This window comes from Pseudomonas sp. FA117, assembly GCF_057370475.1.
In genome coordinates, this window is the sequence record NZ_CM170675.1 from 1498977 (window position 1) to 1515876 (window position 16900).

General features: G+C 66.6%; 20 protein-coding genes and 1 riboswitch. Of the genes, 16 read left to right on the forward strand and 4 right to left on the reverse strand.

Going from position 1 to position 16900, the window contains the following annotated elements:
- Positions 1–17 precede the first annotated feature (17 nt).
- Complete coding sequence (locus tag AC1TXO_RS07075) at positions 18–596, reverse strand: hypothetical protein (RefSeq protein WP_486405645.1); 579 nt, start codon at positions 594–596, stop codon at positions 18–20.
- Positions 597–733: 137 nt separating this feature from the next.
- Positions 734–955: riboswitch (cobalamin riboswitch) on the forward strand.
- A 145-nt stretch (positions 956–1100) separates the two neighbouring features.
- Here AC1TXO_RS07075 and cobO point away from each other — a divergent pair.
- From cobO to AC1TXO_RS07150, 15 genes are all read left to right on the forward strand, one after another.
- Positions 1101–1712 carry a cob(I)yrinic acid a,c-diamide adenosyltransferase gene (cobO, locus tag AC1TXO_RS07080; protein ID WP_486405646.1) on the forward strand — a complete coding sequence of 204 codons (612 nt, stop codon included), beginning with the start codon at positions 1101–1103 and terminating at the stop codon, positions 1710–1712.
- On the forward strand, positions 1709–3007 hold the full coding sequence (locus AC1TXO_RS07085; RefSeq protein ID WP_486405647.1) for a cobyrinic acid a,c-diamide synthase CobB: 1299 nt from the start codon (positions 1709–1711) through the stop codon (positions 3005–3007). Before cobO ends, AC1TXO_RS07085 begins: the two co-directional genes overlap by 4 nt.
- Positions 3004–3654: a 5,6-dimethylbenzimidazole synthase gene (gene bluB, locus AC1TXO_RS07090; protein ID WP_486405648.1), complete on the forward strand. Its 651-nt coding sequence runs from the start codon at positions 3004–3006 to the stop codon at positions 3652–3654. Before AC1TXO_RS07085 ends, bluB begins: the two co-directional genes overlap by 4 nt.
- Positions 3651–4559: an adenosylcobinamide-phosphate synthase CbiB gene (gene cbiB, locus AC1TXO_RS07095; protein ID WP_486405649.1), complete on the forward strand. Its 909-nt coding sequence runs from the start codon at positions 3651–3653 to the stop codon at positions 4557–4559. Before bluB ends, cbiB begins: the two co-directional genes overlap by 4 nt.
- Positions 4552–5544, forward strand: coding sequence for a threonine-phosphate decarboxylase CobD (gene cobD / locus AC1TXO_RS07100; protein ID WP_486405650.1), 993 nt, complete (start codon positions 4552–4554; stop codon positions 5542–5544). Before cbiB ends, cobD begins: the two co-directional genes overlap by 8 nt.
- Entirely contained in the window at positions 5541–6995 is a 1455-nt protein-coding gene (locus tag AC1TXO_RS07105) for a cobyric acid synthase (protein WP_486405651.1), read from the forward strand. The genes cobD and AC1TXO_RS07105 overlap by 4 nt, the downstream gene beginning before the upstream one ends.
- A gap of 1 nt (position 6996) precedes the next feature.
- Positions 6997–7518, forward strand: coding sequence for a bifunctional adenosylcobinamide kinase/adenosylcobinamide-phosphate guanylyltransferase (gene cobU, locus AC1TXO_RS07110; RefSeq protein WP_486405652.1), 522 nt, complete (start codon positions 6997–6999; stop codon positions 7516–7518).
- On the forward strand, positions 7515–8570 hold the full coding sequence (cobT, locus tag AC1TXO_RS07115) for a nicotinate-nucleotide--dimethylbenzimidazole phosphoribosyltransferase (RefSeq protein WP_486405653.1): 1056 nt from the start codon (positions 7515–7517) through the stop codon (positions 8568–8570). The genes cobU and cobT overlap by 4 nt, the downstream gene beginning before the upstream one ends.
- On the forward strand, positions 8567–9136 hold the full coding sequence (cobC, locus tag AC1TXO_RS07120) for an alpha-ribazole phosphatase family protein (RefSeq protein ID WP_486405654.1): 570 nt from the start codon (positions 8567–8569) through the stop codon (positions 9134–9136). The genes cobT and cobC overlap by 4 nt, the downstream gene beginning before the upstream one ends.
- Positions 9136–9870: an adenosylcobinamide-GDP ribazoletransferase gene (locus AC1TXO_RS07125; protein ID WP_486405655.1), complete on the forward strand. Its 735-nt coding sequence runs from the start codon at positions 9136–9138 to the stop codon at positions 9868–9870. Before cobC ends, AC1TXO_RS07125 begins: the two co-directional genes overlap by 1 nt.
- A 102-nt stretch (positions 9871–9972) precedes the next feature.
- The gene (locus tag AC1TXO_RS07130; RefSeq protein WP_486405656.1) at positions 9973–11151 is read left to right on the forward strand and encodes a glycoside hydrolase family 5 protein; all 1179 of its coding nucleotides are present in this window, start codon (positions 9973–9975) and stop codon (positions 11149–11151) included.
- Between the two features lie 54 nt (positions 11152–11205).
- Positions 11206–11610 (forward strand): MarR family winged helix-turn-helix transcriptional regulator, encoded by a 405-nt coding sequence (locus tag AC1TXO_RS07135; protein ID WP_486405657.1) that lies wholly within the window; start codon positions 11206–11208, stop codon positions 11608–11610.
- A 63-nt stretch (positions 11611–11673) separates the two neighbouring features.
- Positions 11674–12876: an MFS transporter gene (locus AC1TXO_RS07140; RefSeq protein ID WP_486405658.1), complete on the forward strand. Its 1203-nt coding sequence runs from the start codon at positions 11674–11676 to the stop codon at positions 12874–12876.
- Complete coding sequence (locus tag AC1TXO_RS07145; protein ID WP_486405659.1) at positions 12873–12995, forward strand: hypothetical protein; 123 nt, start codon at positions 12873–12875, stop codon at positions 12993–12995. Before AC1TXO_RS07140 ends, AC1TXO_RS07145 begins: the two co-directional genes overlap by 4 nt.
- Positions 12996–13036: 41 nt before the next feature.
- Entirely contained in the window at positions 13037–13588 is a 552-nt protein-coding gene (locus AC1TXO_RS07150) for a glutathione peroxidase (RefSeq protein ID WP_486405660.1), read from the forward strand.
- Positions 13589–13610: 22 nt separating this feature from the next.
- Here AC1TXO_RS07150 and AC1TXO_RS07155 read toward each other — a convergent pair whose 3' ends face one another.
- Positions 13611–13865, reverse strand: coding sequence for a DUF2798 domain-containing protein (locus AC1TXO_RS07155; protein WP_486405661.1), 255 nt, complete (start codon positions 13863–13865; stop codon positions 13611–13613).
- 115 nt (positions 13866–13980) lie between these two features.
- Between AC1TXO_RS07155 and AC1TXO_RS07160 the strand changes: the two genes are divergently transcribed.
- Positions 13981–14910, forward strand: a complete 930-nt coding sequence (locus AC1TXO_RS07160; RefSeq protein WP_486405662.1) for a LysR family transcriptional regulator — start codon at positions 13981–13983, stop codon at positions 14908–14910.
- A 45-nt stretch (positions 14911–14955) separates the two neighbouring features.
- Here AC1TXO_RS07160 and AC1TXO_RS07165 read toward each other — a convergent pair whose 3' ends face one another.
- Both AC1TXO_RS07165 and AC1TXO_RS07170 read right to left on the reverse strand, forming a co-directional pair.
- On the reverse strand, positions 14956–16218 hold the full coding sequence (locus AC1TXO_RS07165; RefSeq protein ID WP_486405663.1) for an OmpP1/FadL family transporter: 1263 nt from the start codon (positions 16216–16218) through the stop codon (positions 14956–14958).
- A 145-nt stretch (positions 16219–16363) separates the two neighbouring features.
- Entirely contained in the window at positions 16364–16846 is a 483-nt protein-coding gene (locus tag AC1TXO_RS07170) for a hypothetical protein (RefSeq protein ID WP_486405664.1), read from the reverse strand.
- Positions 16847–16900 lie beyond the last annotated feature (54 nt).

Consider the following 16900-nt stretch of genomic DNA (forward strand, 5'->3'; position numbering starts at 1 on the left):
GCCCCCGAGCCCTGTACTCAAGCCTGCTTGAGCAACAACGCCACCCCTGGATGATACTGCCCTGACTCGTTATGCAACTTGCGGTACGCATACGGGAAGTACCAGGCAATTGCGCAGGCTGTGTGCTTGTTCAAGTCATCGACCAGATCCTGCAATTCCTCCGGGCTGGCATGCTGTCCCGCCTTCCATGGGCTGACGAACAGCGCTCCGGCCTTCAGCTGGCTGGGGTAGGCGGTCAGCCGCGCCAAGGTCGCGCTCTCCTGCAGGGCGCCCGCCAGGTCCAGGCGGGCAATCTTTGGCCAGCGCTGCTCGGTGTGCAGATGAATGGAGTGTTCGGCGCCGGCAATCGACAGATCGCAGCGCCCCTCGCGCTCGCCTTCGTCACGCTGCTTCTTGCTCTGGTAGTGCTGCAGCGCCACCAGCTCGGCCTGCCAGGCTGCGGCGGCGAGGATCCCGGCATTGGCCTGGGCGCCATGCCAGTAGGGCGCATCGCCGTCGCCATGGATCTGGTTGAAACGGTCGATGCAGTCGACCCAGCGTTCCAGGGCCGGACGCAGGAATTCCAGGTGCGGGTTGTGGATGATCAAGCCTTGCATGACGCGCTCTCCTTTTATTATGGTCGCGTGCAGCTGGGTGATGGCTATGTGATATCACTGCTTCGATAGTGAGACAAGCATCCACATCAACCGTTCATCGTCGGTGTTCAATTGACGCTCCCGGTGCAACCCTCTAACCTTCGCGGCGTGTTTCAGGTGCTCTGCGGATCGGCTCCGTCAGGGTGAAACTGGGAAGCCGGTGGGCGCCAGCAAGGCGCGAATCCGGCGCTGCCCCCGCAACGGTAGGTGAGTCAAGATCGCGCAGGGCCACTGGGGCATTCGTCCCCCGGGAAGGCGCGCGGTTTCGGGCCAGGGCCCGGCTCACGAGCCCGGAGACCGGCCTGTCACTGCCAACGGCATCACGGAGGGTGATGCGCGCTGACCCGTGCTATTGCCACGGCCCCTGCGCGCGCCCTTCGCTTGCCTGCCTTGTTTATCTGTCGTTGCCTGGTGCCCGCCCGCGAGTGCCCCACCGGCGCGTCGACAGCCTGCGGAGAACCCCTGATGAGCGAATCCACCGAACGCGACGAACGCCACCTGGCGCGCATGCAGCGCAAGAAGGCGATCATCGACGAACGTATCGCCAATTCCCCCAACGAATGCGGCCTGCTGCTGGTGCTGACCGGCAATGGCAAGGGCAAGAGCAGCTCGGCCTTCGGCATGCTCGCCCGCGCGCTCGGGCATGGCATGCAGTGCGGGGTGGTGCAGTTCATCAAGGGGCGCAACAGCACCGGCGAAGAACTGTTCTTCCGCCGCTTCCCCGATGAAGTGCGCTATCACGTGATGGGCGAAGGCTTTACCTGGGAAACCCAGGACCGCCAGCGCGACATCGCCGCTGCAGAAGCGGCCTGGGCAGTCTCTCGCCAGTTGCTGCAGGATCCTTCGGTACAGTTCGTGGTACTCGATGAACTGAACATCGCTCTCAAGCACGGCTACCTCGACCTCGACCAGGTGCTTTCGGACATCCAGGCGCGCCCGCCGATGCAGCATGTGATCGTCACCGGTCGCGGGGCCAAGCCGGAAATGGTCGAACTGGCCGACACCGTCACCGAGATGGGCATGCTCAAGCACGCCTTCCAGGCGGGCATCCGTGCGCAGAAGGGCGTCGAACTGTGACTCGAGCCTCACGTCACTGCCCGGCGGTGCTGATTGCCGCGCCGGCATCCGGCCAGGGCAAGACCACCGTCACCGCCGCCCTGGCGCGCCTGCACCGCAACCTCGGGCGCAAGGTCCGGGTGTTCAAGTGCGGGCCTGATTTTCTCGACCCGATGATTCTCGAGCGCGCCAGCGGTGCGCCGGTGTACCAGCTGGACATGTGGATGATCGGCGAGCAGGAAAGCCGTCGCCTGTTGTGGGAGGCCGCTGCCGAAGCCGACCTGATCCTGATCGAAGGCGTCATGGGCCTGTTCGACGGCACGCCGTCGAGCGCCGACCTTGCGCGGCATTTCGGCGTGCCGGTGCTGGCGGTGATCGACGGCACGGCCATGGCCCAGACCTTTGGCGCCCTGGCCCTGGGGCTGGCGCGCTACCAGGCCGACCTGCCGTTTGCCGGCGTGCTGGCCAACCGGGTCGGCAGCCTGCGCCATGCGCAGCTGCTCGAAGGCAGCCTGACCGAAGGCCTGCGTTGGTACGGTGGGTTGTCGCGCGAACGCGGCATCGAGCTGCCCAGCCGCCACCTGGGGCTGGTCCAGGCCAGCGAACTGAACGACCTCGACGCCCGCCTCGACGCGGCCGCCGAAGCCCTGGGCGCCAGCTGCGATGCCGCCTTGCCGCCACCGGTGGCGTTCGTCGAGCCGCAAGCGGTGGAGCCGGGCACAAGCCTTGTCGGCGTACGCATCGGCGTGGCCCGGGATGAGGCTTTTGCCTTCCTCTATGGCGCCAACCTCGACCTGCTGCGCGAGCATGGCGCCGAGCTCGTGTTCTTCTCGCCCCTGCACGACCAGCAGTTGCCTGTGGTCGACAGCCTCTACCTGCCCGGAGGCTATCCGGAACTGCACCACCACGCGCTGGCAGCCAACGCCCCGATGCGCGAGGCGATCCGCGGCCATCACGCCGAAGGCAAGCCGTTGCTGGCCGAGTGTGGTGGCATGCTGTATCTGCTCGATGCGCTGACCGACGTTGCCGGTGAACGTGCCGAACTGCTGGGCCTGCTGCCCGGCGAAGCGGTGATGCAGAAACGCCTGGCGGCCCTGGCGCTGCAGGCGGTCGAGCTGCCCGAAGGCACGCTGCGCGGCCACACCTATCATCATTCCCTGACCACCACCGAACTTGCACCGATCGCCCGTGGCCTGAGCCCCAATGGTGGGCGTGGCAACGAGGCGGTCTATCGCCTGGGGCGGCTGACGGCGTCCTACGTGCACTTCTATTTCCCTTCCAATCCCGAGGCGGCGGTGGCGCTGTTGCGACCATGAACGAACACGCCTTCAGCGAAGCCGAGCGGGCTGCGGTCTACCGCGCCATCGGCGAGCGTCGCGACATGCGCCACTTCATCGGCGGCGAAGTGGCCCCCGCGCTGCTGGCCCGGCTGCTGGCCGCAGCGCACCAGGCGCCCAGCGTCGGACTGATGCAGCCGTGGCGTTTCATCCGCATCAGCCAGCCTGACCTGCGCGGGCGTATCCAGGCGCTGGTCGAGCAGGAGCGCGTGCGCACCGCCGAGGCGCTGGGCGAACGCTCCGACGACTTCATGAAGCTCAAGGTCGAAGGCATCGGCGAGTGCGCCGAGGTGCTGGTCGCCGCCTTGATGGACAAGCGCGAGCCGCACATCTTCGGCCGCCGCACCCTGCCGGAGATGGACCTGGCCTCGATCGCCTGCGCCATCCAGAACCTCTGGCTGGCGGCGCGCGCCGAAGGCCTGGGGATGGGCTGGGTGTCGCTGTTCGACCCGCAGGCGCTGGCCGACGTGCTGGGCATGCCGGTCGGGGCCAAGCCGGTGGCGGTGCTGTGCCTGGGGCCGGTGGCGAAATTCTACGAAGCGCCGATGCTGGTGCTGGAAGACTGGGCGCGTGAGCGGCCGCTGAGCGAGTTGCTCTACGAGAACCAATGGGGGACGCCGGCATGAGCATCGCCTTGCTGACCGTGGCCGGGGTGGCGCTGGATGCATTGCTCGGCGAGCCGCAGCGGCGCCACCCACTGGTGGCCTTCGGCAACTTCGCCGGGCGTCTGGAGCAACGCTTCAATGCCGGCGGCCGGGGCTGGCGCAGTCATGGTGTCAGCGCCTGGTTCCTGGCCGTGGTGCCCTTGACCCTGGTGGCGCTGATCCTGTCGTGGCTGCCCTGGATCGGCTGGCTGGTCGATGCCCTGGCGCTGTATTGCGCGCTGGGCATGCGCAGCCTGGGCGAGCATGTGCTGCCTGTGGCCCAGGCCCTGCGCCAGGGCGATCTGGACGAAGCGCGACACCGGGTGGGCTATCTGGTCAGCCGCGAGACCCGCGAGCTCGACGAGCCCGCCGTGGCCCGCGCAGCCACCGAGTCGGTGCTGGAGAACGGCAGTGACGCAGTGTTCGCCGCGCTGTTCTGGTTCGTCGTGGCCGGTGCGCCGGGTGTGGTGCTGTACCGCCTGAGCAATACCCTGGATGCCATGTGGGGCTATCGCAACGAACGTTTCGAGCGCTTCGGCTGGGCTGCGGCGCGTATCGACGATGTACTCAACTACCTGCCGGCCAGGCTGGTGGCGCTGACCTACGCGCTGCTCGGCAAGACCCGCCTGGCGCTCAGGTGCTGGCGCAACCAGGCACCGCTGTGGGACAGCCCCAACGCCGGGCCGGTGATGGCCTCGGGCGCTGGCGCCCTGGGCGTCGAACTGGGCGGCCCGGCGGTGTACCACGGTGAACTGCACGAGCGTGCCCGTCTGGGCGAGGGGCCGGTGGCCGACGCCGATGCCATCGAGCGCGGCTGGAGCCTGGTGCAGCGCGGCGTCTGGTTGTGGCTGCTGGTGATCTGCACGGGGGCCTGGCTCTATGCTTGAACATGGTGGTCGCCTGCTGCGCGCGGTGCATCAGTACGGTATCGCGCGTGAAGACTGGCTCGACCTGTCCAGTGGCATCGCCCCCTGGTCCTTCGCCATCCCATCGATTCCGCTCGACGCATGGGCGCGCCTGCCCGAGGTCGAAGATGGCCTGGAGCAGGCCGCGCGCGCCTATTACGGTGTCGATGAGCTGCTCGCGGTGGCCGGCTCTCAGGCGGCGATCCAGGCCCTGCCGCACCTGCGTGCGCGCGGGCGGGTCGGCGTGTTGCCGCCGTGCTATGCCGAGCATCCGCACGCCTGGCAGCGCGCCGGACATGAGCTGGTCGAGCTCGATGACGACCAGGTTGATGCGGTTCTGGACAGCCTCGATGTGCTGCTGTTGGTCAACCCGAACAACCCGACCGGGCGCTGCGTGCCGCGCGAGCGTCTGCTCGACTGGCACGCCCGTCTGGCTCGGCGCGGCGGCTGGCTGGTGGTGGACGAGGCCTTCATGGACAACACCCCGGCGCACAGCCTGCTCGAGCAGAACGCCCGGGACGGGTTGGTCGTGCTGCGTTCGTTCGGCAAGTTCTTCGGCCTGGCCGGTGTGCGGCTGGGCTTCGTGATGGCCGAAGCGGCGCTGCTGCAGGGCCTGGCCGAAAGGCTCGGGCCCTGGACTGTCAGTGGCCCGACACGCATCCTCGGCCAGTCGTGCTTCGCTGACACTGCCGCGCAGCAGGGGCAGATCCGGCGTTGCGCCGAGGCCAGCGCACGCCTGGGCGCTCTGCTCGTCGAGTGCGGCTTGCCGGCCACCGGTAGCTGCGACCTGTTCCAGTACCTGCGTGATCCGCGCGCCGCGCAACTGCATGAGTTTCTCGCCCGTCGCGGCATTCTCGTGCGCCTGTTCGAAACGCCTGCCGCCCTGCGCTTTGGCCTGCCCGCCTGCGCAGCAGATGAGCAGCGCCTGCGTCAGGCGCTACAGGACTACCAGAAGGAATCGGCATGACCACGCTCATGGTGCAGGGCACCACCTCCGATGCCGGCAAGAGCACGCTGGTCACCGCCCTGTGCCGCTGGCTGCTGCGCCAGGGTGTCGGCGTGGTGCCGTTCAAGCCGCAGAACATGGCGCTCAACAGCGCGGTGACCGCCGACGGTGGTGAGATCGGCCGTGCCCAGGCGGTGCAAGCCCAGGCCTGCCGGCTGGCGCCGCACACCGACATGAACCCGGTGCTGCTCAAGCCCAACAGCGACACCGGCGCCCAGGTCATCGTCCATGGCCGTGCGGTGACCAGCATGAACGCCGTCGCCTATCACGACTACAAGGCCATCGCCATGCAGGCGGTGCTGGCTTCGCACCAGCGCCTGAGCGCCGCCTATCCGGTGGTGATGGTCGAGGGCGCAGGCTCTCCTGCCGAGATCAACCTGCGTGCCGGTGATATCGCCAACATGGGCTTCGCCGAGGCGGTGGACTGCCCGGTGATCCTGGTCGCCGACATCAACCGGGGCGGCGTTTTCGCCCACCTGGTCGGCACCCTGGAGCTGCTCTCGCCCAGCGAACAGGCGCGGGTGAAGGGCTTCGTCATCAACCGTTTCCGCGGCGACATCGCCTTGCTGCAGCCGGGCCTGGACTGGCTGGAGCAGCGCACCGGCAAACCGGTGCTGGGCGTGCTGCCCTACGTCACCGACCTGCACCTTGAGGCCGAGGACGGCATCGACCGACGCCAGTCGCTCAAGGGCGAGCGGGTGCTCAAGGTGATCGTCCCGGTGCTGCCACGCATCAGCAACCACACCGACTTCGATCCATTGCGCCTGCACCCGCAGGTGGATCTGCAGTTCATCGGCCCCGGTCAGCCGATTCCGCCGGCCGACCTGATCATCCTGCCCGGCTCCAAGAGCGTGCGCGGAGACCTGGCGCAGTTGCGCGATCGCGGTTGGGATCGCGCTATCGAGCGGCACCTGCGCTACGGCGGCAAGCTGATCGGCATTTGTGGCGGGCTGCAGATGCTTGGCCGCCAGGTGCACGATCCGCTGGGGCTGGAAGGCGCGGCGGGGTCGAGCGAGGGCCTTGGCCTGTTCGACTACGCCACGGTACTGGAGGCCGACAAGCAGCTGCGCAATGTCGCCGGTGTGCTGAGCCTCGAGCAGGCGCCGGTGTCGGGCTATGAAATTCATGCCGGCGTCACCCAGGGGCCGGCGTTGCAACAGCCTGCGCTGAGGCTGGCCGATGGCCGCGCCGATGGCGCGATCAGTGCCGATGGGCAGATACTCGCCACCTACCTGCACGGCCTTTTCGAAGGCAGCCATTCCTGCGCCGCGCTGTTGCGCTGGGCGGGCCTGGAGCAGGTCGAGAACGTCGACTACGAAGCCCTGCGCGAGCGCGACATCGAGCGTCTGGCCGACCTCGTCGAGCAACACCTGGACACCGCGCAGTTGCGCGCCTTGTGTGGAGTGGCCTGAGATGCGCAACCTGATTCTCGGCGGTGCCCGTTCCGGCAAGAGCCGCCTGGCCGAGCAACTGGCCGTGGCCAGTGGCCTGCCGGTCACCTACATCGCCACCAGCGAGCCGCTGGACGGCGAGATGAACGAACGTGTACGCCTGCACCGCGAGCGGCGACCTTCTGACTGGGCGCTGATCGAAGAACCGCTGGCCCTGGCGCGGGTGCTGCGCGACGAGGCCCGCGACGGGCGCTGCCTGCTGGTGGACTGCCTGACCCTGTGGCTGACCAACCTGCTGATGCTCGACGATGAACAGCGCCTTGCCGAAGAACGCGATGCACTGCTCGACTGTCTGGCCGACTTGCCGGGCACGCTGATCCTGGTCAGCAACGAAACCGGCCTGGGCGTGGTGCCCATGGGCGAGCTGACCCGCCGTTACGTCGACCTGGCCGGCTGGCTGCACCAGGCCGTGGCCGAACGCTGCGAGCGCGTGGTGCTCACGGTGGCCGGCCTTCCCCTCATGCTCAAAGGACCTGCTCTATGAACGCAAGCTGGTGGCTCGATGCCTACCAACCCCTCGACAACGACGCCATGGAGCAGGCGCGCGCCCGTCAGCAACAGCTGACCAAACCCGCTGGATCGCTGGGGCAGCTGGAAGCCCTGGCGATTACCCTGGCCGGCCTGCAAGGTCGCGAGCGACCGAACCTGGAACAGGTGGCAATCAGCTTGTTCGCCGCTGACCATGGCGTGGTGGAAGAGGGGATCTCGGCCTATCCCCAGGCTGTCACCGGGCAGATGCTGCGCAACTTCGTCGGTGGTGGCGCAGCGATCAGCGTACTGGCCCGGCAACTGCAGGCCACCCTGGATGTGGTCGACCTGGGCACCATCGACCCCGAGCTGCAACTGCCGGGTGTGCATCACCTGCGCCTGGGGGCAGGCACGGCGAATTTCGCCCGCCAGCCGGCGATGACCCAGGCGCAGTTGCACGCAGCCCTCGACGCCGGGCGTGACAGTGCACAGCGTGCAGCCGGGCAGGGCGCACAGCTGTTCATCGGTGGCGAGATGGGCATCGGCAACACCACGGCCGCCGCAGCCCTGGCCAGCGCCTTGCTGGGCTGCCCGGCCAATGCCCTCAGCGGGCCGGGGACCGGGCTAGACAGTGCCGGGGTGCGGCACAAGGCCGAGGTGATCGAGCGCGCCCTTGCACTGCACAGTCTGCAGGACTGTGATCCGTTGCGGGCATTGGCCTGCGTCGGTGGTTTCGAGATCGCCGCGCTGGCGGGGGCCTATCTGGCCTGCGCGCAGAGCGGGATCGCGGTGCTGGTCGACGGCTTCATCTGCAGCGTGGCGGCCTTGGTTGCCGTACGCCTCAATCCGCAATGCCGGCAGTGGTTGCTGTTCGCCCACCAGGGCGCCGAGCCTGGACATCAGGTCTTGCTCGAGGCGCTGCAGGCGGAACCGTTGCTGGCCCTCGGACTGCGTCTGGGCGAGGGCAGTGGTGCTGCGCTGGCCGTGCCGTTGATGCGCCTGGCCTGTGCCCTGCACGGGGAGATGGCGACCTTCGCCGAGGCGGCGGTTGCGGACCGCCCGGCATGATCCTCGACCTGCTGCGTCATGGCGAGACCGAACTGGGCGGCGGGTTGCGCGGCAGCCTGGACGACGCTCTGACCGAGCACGGCTGGGCGCAGATGCGCACGGCAGTCGAGGTGGGCGGGCCCTGGGATGTGCTGGTCAGCTCGCCGCTGCAGCGCTGCGCACGGTTCGCCGATGAACTGGGCGCTCGGCTGGGGCTGCAGGTGCAACTGGAGGCAGGTGTGCGCGAGTTGCACTTCGGTGAATGGGAAGGACGCAGTGCCGCGCAGATCATGCAGACCCAAGCCGACGAACTGGGGCGCTTCTGGGCCGATCCCTACGCCTTCACGCCACCTGACGGTGAGCCGGTTGAAGCATTTGCCGAGCGCGTGCTGGCGGCGGTGCGCGGCCTGGCGAACCAGCATGCCGGCAAGCGCGTGTTGCTGGTGACCCACGGCGGCGTCATGCGCCTGTTGCTGGCCCGTGCCCGTGGTCTGCCGCGCGAGCAGTTGCTGCAGGTCGAGGTCGGCCACGGCGCTCTGCTGCGCCTGGATTGGCAGGCCGAAGAGCTGTTGCGCGAGGTGGATTGATGCTGCCGTTCTGGATTGCCTTGCAGTTTCTCAGCAGCCTGCCGGTGAGCCTGCCGGGCATGCCTGAGCCTCGGCAGATGGGGCGGTCGCTGCTGTTCTATCCGCTGGTAGGGCTGCTCTTCGGTCTGTTGCTGTGGGCGGCCAGCGCAGTGCTGCAGGGTAGCGCCGCACCCCTGCAGGCGGCCTTGCTGCTGGCGCTGTGGGTGTTGCTCAGCGGTGCCTTGCACCTGGATGGCCTGGCCGACAGCGCCGATGCCTGGCTGGGTGGCTTCGGTGACCGCGAGCGCACCTTGCAGATCATGAAGGATCCCCGCAGCGGCCCGATTGCCGTGGTAACCCTGGTGCTGGTGCTGCTTTTGAAGTTCTGTGCGCTGTGGGTGCTGGTCGAGCGTGGCGCCGGTGCTTGGTTGGTGCTGGCGCCGGTGGTGGGGCGGGCGGCCATGCTCGGGCTGTTCCTCGGCACCCCTTACGTACGTGCCGCAGGGCTGGGTTCGGCACTGGCCGAGCACTTGCCCAGGCGCGCAGCGGGCTGGGTGCTGCTGGCCTGCGCGGCAGCCGGGGTGCTGCTCGGCGGCTGGCTGGCGCTCTGGGTGCTGTTGGCGACCGTGGTGGTGTTCGTCGGGCTGCGGCGTCAGATGCTGCGGCGGCTGGGAGGCACCACGGGTGATACCGCGGGCGCCTTGCTGGAGTTGCTCGAGTTGACGGTGGTGCTGGGGTTGGCGCTGTCGTATTGACCAACACGTCGAGCTCGGAAACATCCTTCGAGCGGTTCGGAAACTTCCTGGGGTGGGCAGGGGTAGGCTCGGTTGTCTTCCGCGTTTCCAGGAAATCATCCGATGCGCCATTACCTGCTCGCCGGCCTGCTGCTCGCGACGCCGCTGTCGGCTTCGGGAGCCGACCTGATCGACTTCTGGGACACACCTCGCCACGGCGGCAACAGCTTCAACCGCCTGCCGCCCGACCAGGCCTATTTCGATGCCCTGAAAGCCTACGGTGCAACCTGGGTGCGGCTTTCCTACGACAAATGGAAGCCTGCCGGCAGGGACTTCCTGCTCGGTGACGCCGACCACTACGACGGTCTTGTCGACAGTGATCTGCAGGTGCTCGAACAGGTGCTGGACCGGGCCCGGCAGGCGGGGCTCAAGGTGGTGATTGCACCGCTCTCGCTGCCGGGCATGCGCTGGTCGCAGAACAACCGGGGGCAGTTCGACGATCGTCTGTGGCAGGACAAGTGTTACTGGCAACAGTCGGCGGCGTTCTGGCGCGACCTGGCAAGGGCGTTGAAAGACCACCCCGCCGTAGCCGGCTACAACCTGGTCAACGAGCCGGCCCCGGAAAAGCACGGCGGTCTGCCCGAACATGCCGCGCCAGCGTTGATGAAGCGCTGGTATGCGCAGGAGCAGGGCGGCCCACGCGACCTGCCGGCGCTCTCGGCCACGCTGCTGGCCGCGATCCGTGAAGTGGACGACACGACCCCGGTGATGGTCGATGCCGGCTGGTACGCGGCCGCTGATGCCTTCAGCTATTGGCCGCAACCGCTGACCGACAGCCGGGTGCTCTACAGCGTGCACATGTACGAGCCCTATGCCGCGACCAGCGCGCCGAACATGACGCGCAAACGGCCGTACGCCTATCCCGGCGTGGTGCCGTTCGCGGGCCGTTCCGAGCGCTGGGATGCGGCGCGGGTGGCCGACTACCTGCAACAGCCCGTGCAATGGGCTGCAGAACACCAGGTGCCGCGTTCGCGACTGGTGATTGGCGAGTTCGGCTGCATGCGCCGCTTGCCGGGCTGTCGCGCCTATCTGGAGGATGTGCTGGGCGTGCTCGATCGTGAGCGCCTGCACTGGGCGTTCTACAGCTTTCGCGAGGACAGCTGGGATGGCATGGACTACGAACTGGGCACCGCCAAGGTGCCGTGGCGCTACTGGAAAGCCATCGACAACGGGGTTGCCGATCCGCTGCAGCGTCACGCCGGCGAGGCGTTCGAGCCGATTCGTCGGCGTCTGCAGCCCTGAACGAACGCAGAAATTTCTTGCAACATCCCAGGTTGCGGGTATATACACGCATTCATGTTGACCAGTGAATGCATCTGCACCCATCTGCGTCGTGCCGCCCGAGGGGTGAGCCGGCATTACGACGAAGCCCTCGCAGGCTTCGGCATCAATGTCGCGCAGTTTTCCCTGCTGCGTCACCTGCAGCGGCTCGACCAACCGAGCATCACCAGCCTGGCCGAAGCCATGGGCCTGGATCGCAGCACCCTGGGCCGTAACCTGCGGGTGCTGGAGGCTGACGGCTTGGTGCGGCTCGGCGAAGGCAGCGACCAGCGCAATCGCCTGGTGTGCCTGACCGAGGCGGGCACGCGCTGTCTGGCTGCCGCACACCCGGCCTGGGAGCGGGCTCAGCTACAGTTGGTCGAGCAGTTGGGGGAAGGGCAGCGCGATGAACTGGTTCGCCTGCTGGAGCGTTTGGCCTGAAGTGGTACCTGAAAAGCGGGTATATACCCGTACAAACCTTGCGATGGTTAGGAGACGACAACAATGACTTCCGTTTGGCGAAGCAGTGGCTGGGTGCTGCTCGGCGCGGCGCTGATCCTGGCGCTGTCGCTGGGGGTGCGACATGGCTTCGGCCTGTTCCTGGCCCCCATGAGCGCCGATTTCGGCTGGGGCCGCGAAGTGTTCGCCTTCGCCATCGCCCTGCAGAACCTGATCTGGGGCCTGGCCCAGCCGTTCTCCGGTGCCTTGGCCGACCGCCTCGGCGCGGCGCGGGTGGTGATCGTCGGCGGCATTCTCTATGCCGTGGGCCTGGTGCTGATGGGCATGGCCGACTCGCTGTGGTCGTTGTCGCTGAGCGCCGGCCTGCTGATCGGCATCGGCCTGTCCGGCACCTCCTTCTCGGTGATCCTGGGCGTGGTCGGCCGTGCCGTGGCGCCTGAAAAGCGCAGCATGGCCATGGGCATCGCCAGTGCGGCCGGCTCTTTCGGCCAGTTCGCCATGCTGCCGGGAACCCTCGGCCTGATCCAGTGGCTGGGCTGGTCGGCGGCGCTGCTGGTACTGGGCTTGATGGTCGCATTGATCGTGCCCTTCGTCGGGCTGCTGCGTGACCGGCCGCTGCCCAGCCAGGGAGGGGAACAGACGCTCGGCCAGGCGCTGCGTGAAGCCTGTTCGCATTCGGGCTTCTGGCTGCTGGCGCTGGGCTTCTTCGTCTGCGGATTCCAGGTGGTGTTCATCGGCGTTCACCTGCCGGCCTACCTGGTCGACCAGCACCTGCCGGCCACCATCGGCACCACGGTGCTGGCGCTGGTCGGGCTGTTCAACATCGTCGGCACCTACACCGCCGGCTGGCTGGGCGGGCGCATGTCCAAGCCGCGCCTGCTGACCAGCCTGTACCTGCTGCGGGCGGTGGTGATCGTGCTGTTCCTCTGGGCGCCGGTGACCGAGGCCAGCGCCTACCTGTTCGGCATCGCCATGGGCCTGTTGTGGCTGTCGACGGTGCCGCTGACCAACGGCACGGTGGCGACCCTGTTCGGTGTGCGCAACCTGTCGATGCTCGGTGGCATCGTGTTCCTGTTCCATCAGCTGGGCGCCTTCCTCGGAGGCTGGCTGGGCGGGGTGGTGTATGACCGCACCGGCAGCTACGACCTGGTCTGGCAGATTTCCATCCTGCTCAGCCTGCTGGCTGCGGCCCTCAACTGGCCAGTGCGCGAGCGGCCGGTGGCACGGCTGCAGGCCAGCGCGGCATGAACCGCGCCTGGCTGCGCGGGCTGCTGGCGGCGGCCACGCTACTGGTGCTGGCACTGGCCTGGTGGGGCTGGCATCAGGGCGGGCTGGCGTTGATGCAGCTGGGCATGGGGGTTTGTTAAGCGCTACCCTGCAAGGAATCGTCTTGCAGGAGATCAGGAACATGCTCACACGTTGGCTCGCAGTACCTTTGCTGGCCCTGGCGGCCACTTCCGCCAGCTGGGCCGCCGATTGCCCGGCGCTGCTGCAGGGCAGCCTGCCGGAATTGCGTGGCAAGGGGCAGGTCGACCTGTGCCAGCGCTACGCCGGCAAACCGCTGGTGGTGATCAATACCGCCAGCTACTGCGGTTTCGCCCCGCAGTTCGAAGGGCTGGAAGCCGCCTACAAGGAGTACCACGAGCAGGGGCTGGAAATGCTCGGGGTGCCCTCCAACGACTTCAAGCAGGAAGACGCCGACAGCGAGAAGACCGCCAAGGTCTGCTATGCCAACTACGGCGTGACCTTCACCATGACCAAGACCCAGGCGGTTCGCGGCAAGGATGCGATCCCGCTGTTCGTGGAGCTGGCGAAGCAGAGCAGCGCGCCGAAGTGGAATTTCTACAAGTACGTGGTCGACCGGCGAGGCAAGGTGATCGGCAACTTCTCCAGCCTGACCAAGCCGGATGATCCGGCGTTCCGTGCAGCGATTGAAAGGGCCATCGCTTCACAGCCCTGATACCGGCCCTTTCAATCGCTGCTCAGTGCGGATGCACGGTCAGGGCCACCAGGCGCATCACCACAGGCCTGACCATCAGTACGCAGACGAACGCCACCGGCATCGCCAGTTGATAGGCGTTGAGCACCTTGCGCAGATAGTCCTGGTCGATCCCGGTCGTGGCGGCGGTGATGACGAAGCACATCAGCATCGCCATGATCGCCGACATGTAGAACGCGAACACGTACGGGGTGGCACTGGCGCGCAGTTTGCGGCGGGGTTGAGGCACTGAGGTCATGGGGTTTCCTCGGTTGGACAGGAGACGCGCAGGTTAGCAATGGTCGATGCTGCGCTGTAGACCAGGCCGGATGAGTTCTTTATAAAGAGATTCTTACGAATCTCAAGAGCCCGCCATGGACCTGCTCAACGCCATCCGCAGCTTCATCAAGGTCGTCGAAGCCGGCAGCATTGCCGGTGCGGCGCGCACCCTGGGGCTGACCGCCGCTGCCGTCAGCCAGAACCTGGCGCGCCTGGAAGCTCACCTGCAGGTGCGCCTGCTCTCGCGCAGCACCCGCAGCATGGCGCTGACACCGGCTGGCAGCCAGTACTACAACCGGGTCAAGCACGTCGAGCGCGACCTGGCCCTGGCCGAGCAGGCGGTCACCACGCCCGACACCGAGCCCCAGGGCCGGCTGTGCATTGCGGCCACCTCCGCGTTCGGTCGGCGTATCCTGGCGCCGCTGATTCCCGGCTTCAGCGCGCGCTATCCGCAGCTTTCGATAGAAATGATTGCGAGTGACCGGCGTGTCGACCATGCCCGTGAAGGGATCGATGTCAGCCTGCGCATCACTCCGCAACTGGAGGATCACCTGCTGGCGCGGCATATCGCCCGGGTGCCATTCATCTGCTGCGCTTCACCCGGCTACCTGGCCCAGGCCGGGCGGCCGACCACCCCTGAAGCCCTGCGTGACCACCGCTGCCTGGTGCTGCGCTACCCGGTCGATGGCCGGCTGCTGCGCTGGGGGTTCGTGCGCGACGGCATGCGCTTCGAGGCAGAGTTCGGCAGCGTGCTGATCAGCGACGACATCGAAGCCCTGGCCGAAATGGCGCTCAACGATGGTGGCGTGACCCGCCTGGCCGAGTTCCTCATCCGTCCGCACCTGGACAGCGGCCGGCTGGTGCCGTTGTTCGACTCGGTGCTGCCCGGAGATGCGTATGCGCAGACCGAGCCGATGGATGTGTTCCTGTGCGTGACCGACCGCTTTGCCATGACCGCCAAGGTGCGGGCGTTCATGGACTACCTGCAGGCCAGCCTGGGAGAGGCCTGGCGCGTGCAGGCATGAAAAAACCGCCACGCGGGCGGTTTTTCCATGCAGCGTCGAACCCGATCAGAAGCGGTAGGTGAGCGAAGCACCGATGCCGTGAGCGCTGTTCTCGTACTTGGCCTGGTAGGTGCCTTTGGTGGCGCTTGCCAGGTTGACCTTGGTGTCCTCTTCCCACAGGTAGGAGTAGGCTACGTCGATGGTTACGTCGTCGGTCGGGCTGTAGCCGGCACCCAGGCTGAAGATCTTGCGATCGCCGGTCGGGATGCGCGGGGAACGGTCGTGGTTGTTGGTCGGCGACTGGTCGACGGTGAAGCCGGTGCGCAGGGTCCACTCCTTGTTCACCTTGTACGAGGCACCGATGGCGTGAGCCCAGGTGTCGTGCCAGTTCTGCTCTTCGCTGATGGTGCCGAACTGGCCGGCCAGCGGGGCAGGGACATCGTTGTTGACGGTGATGTCCTTCAGGCGGCTCCAGCGGGTCCAGGTGCTGCCTGCGTACAGGGTCCACTGGTCGTCGAGCTCGTGGGTGACCGAGAAGTCCACCGACTCGGGGGTCTTGATCTTCAGGTCGGCGTCGAACTTGCTGCCGCTGAACGGACCGATCAGCGAGTTGTTGATCTTGGTCTTGCCTTCGAGCTTGTAGTCGACCATCGAGTGGTAGGTGAGGCCGAGGCGGGTGCGATCGGTAGCCTGGACCAGGATACCGATGTTGTAGCCGACTGCGGTGTCGTCACCCTTGATCTTCACTTCGCCATCGTTGCGACCTGGAGAGCGCGGGTTGATGGTGCTCGAACCCAGTTCGCCCTTGATGCGGTTGATGGTCGGGCCGAAACCGATCGACACCTTGTCGTTGAAGGCATAGCTGACGGTCGGCTGGAAGGTGACCACTTCGACGTGGCTTTTCTTGCCCCAGTAGCGAGCGGCATGGTTGCTGCCGTAGTCGGTAACCAGGCCGAAGGGTACGTAGACGCCGAAGCCCAGGCTCCAGTGATCATCGATCGGCTTGACGTAGTAACCCATGGGAACCCCCACGAACGGCACCATGTCGCCGTCCATTTTCCCACCCAGGTTGCTGCCGCGACCGGAAAGATCGGTCTTGGCAATGACGGCTGCACCGCCCACGGTGATCTGTTCGCGCTTGAGGCGCGACATACCGGCAGGGTTTCCGTAGATGGTGCTGGCATCGTCGGCAGACGAAGAACGACCCGCAAAACCTGTCCCCATGCCACTGACACTTTGTTCGTTGAGGGCGAAGCCGCTGGCGAACAGTTGGCTGGAAGCGAGCGCGATCGCGACGCCGAGAGAGGTTTTGAGCATGACTGTTTTCATTATTAGAACTCCTTGGGATCTCCGGGGCGAAACGCTACCAACAAATTACGCACTGCGCCATAGCTTGTATTGGCGGAGATAGAGCGGTTTTGTAGGACAATCCGACCAAAATTCCCTTTTTTCCGGTTTATGCGTAGGACGGTTCTTAAGATGCCTGGGACATTATCGGATTTACCCAGCAGTTCCAGGCCTGGGTAAAGTCGCGCAACCTCCCCTGGGGGTGGAACGTCTGTCGCCAGATGCGCGCAAGGCCCAGCAGATCATCAGGCGCGGGCAGGGGAGTGGCCTGCTCCTCGATGAGCATCCAGGCAATGGCGGTGGCGTAGCGCAGGTTGACCGTGAGTTCCAGGTGCGGGCCGCCGAGAAAGGCGTGCTGGCTGGCCAGGCCGCGTATCAGGCTGGCCAGTTCCGGGTCGCGCGCCAGGTACTGGTCCCACAGGGTCTGGTGCCGGTTCTCGGCGATCCGGTACAGGCCGTGGCCGCGGCGATCATGCAGGGCGCCGCCCAGGGCCGACTGGCTGGCGGCAACACCCAGCAACAAAGCTTCGGCGCTGGCGCTGTGCCGGTCCAGATAGACCAGCGTGGGGCGAATCACATATTCACTCAACTCGTTCGCAGCGATACCCATGATGCCCTCGAACTGTCAGGGGCCGACGGGCGCTGGAGCTTGGCAGCTAATGGA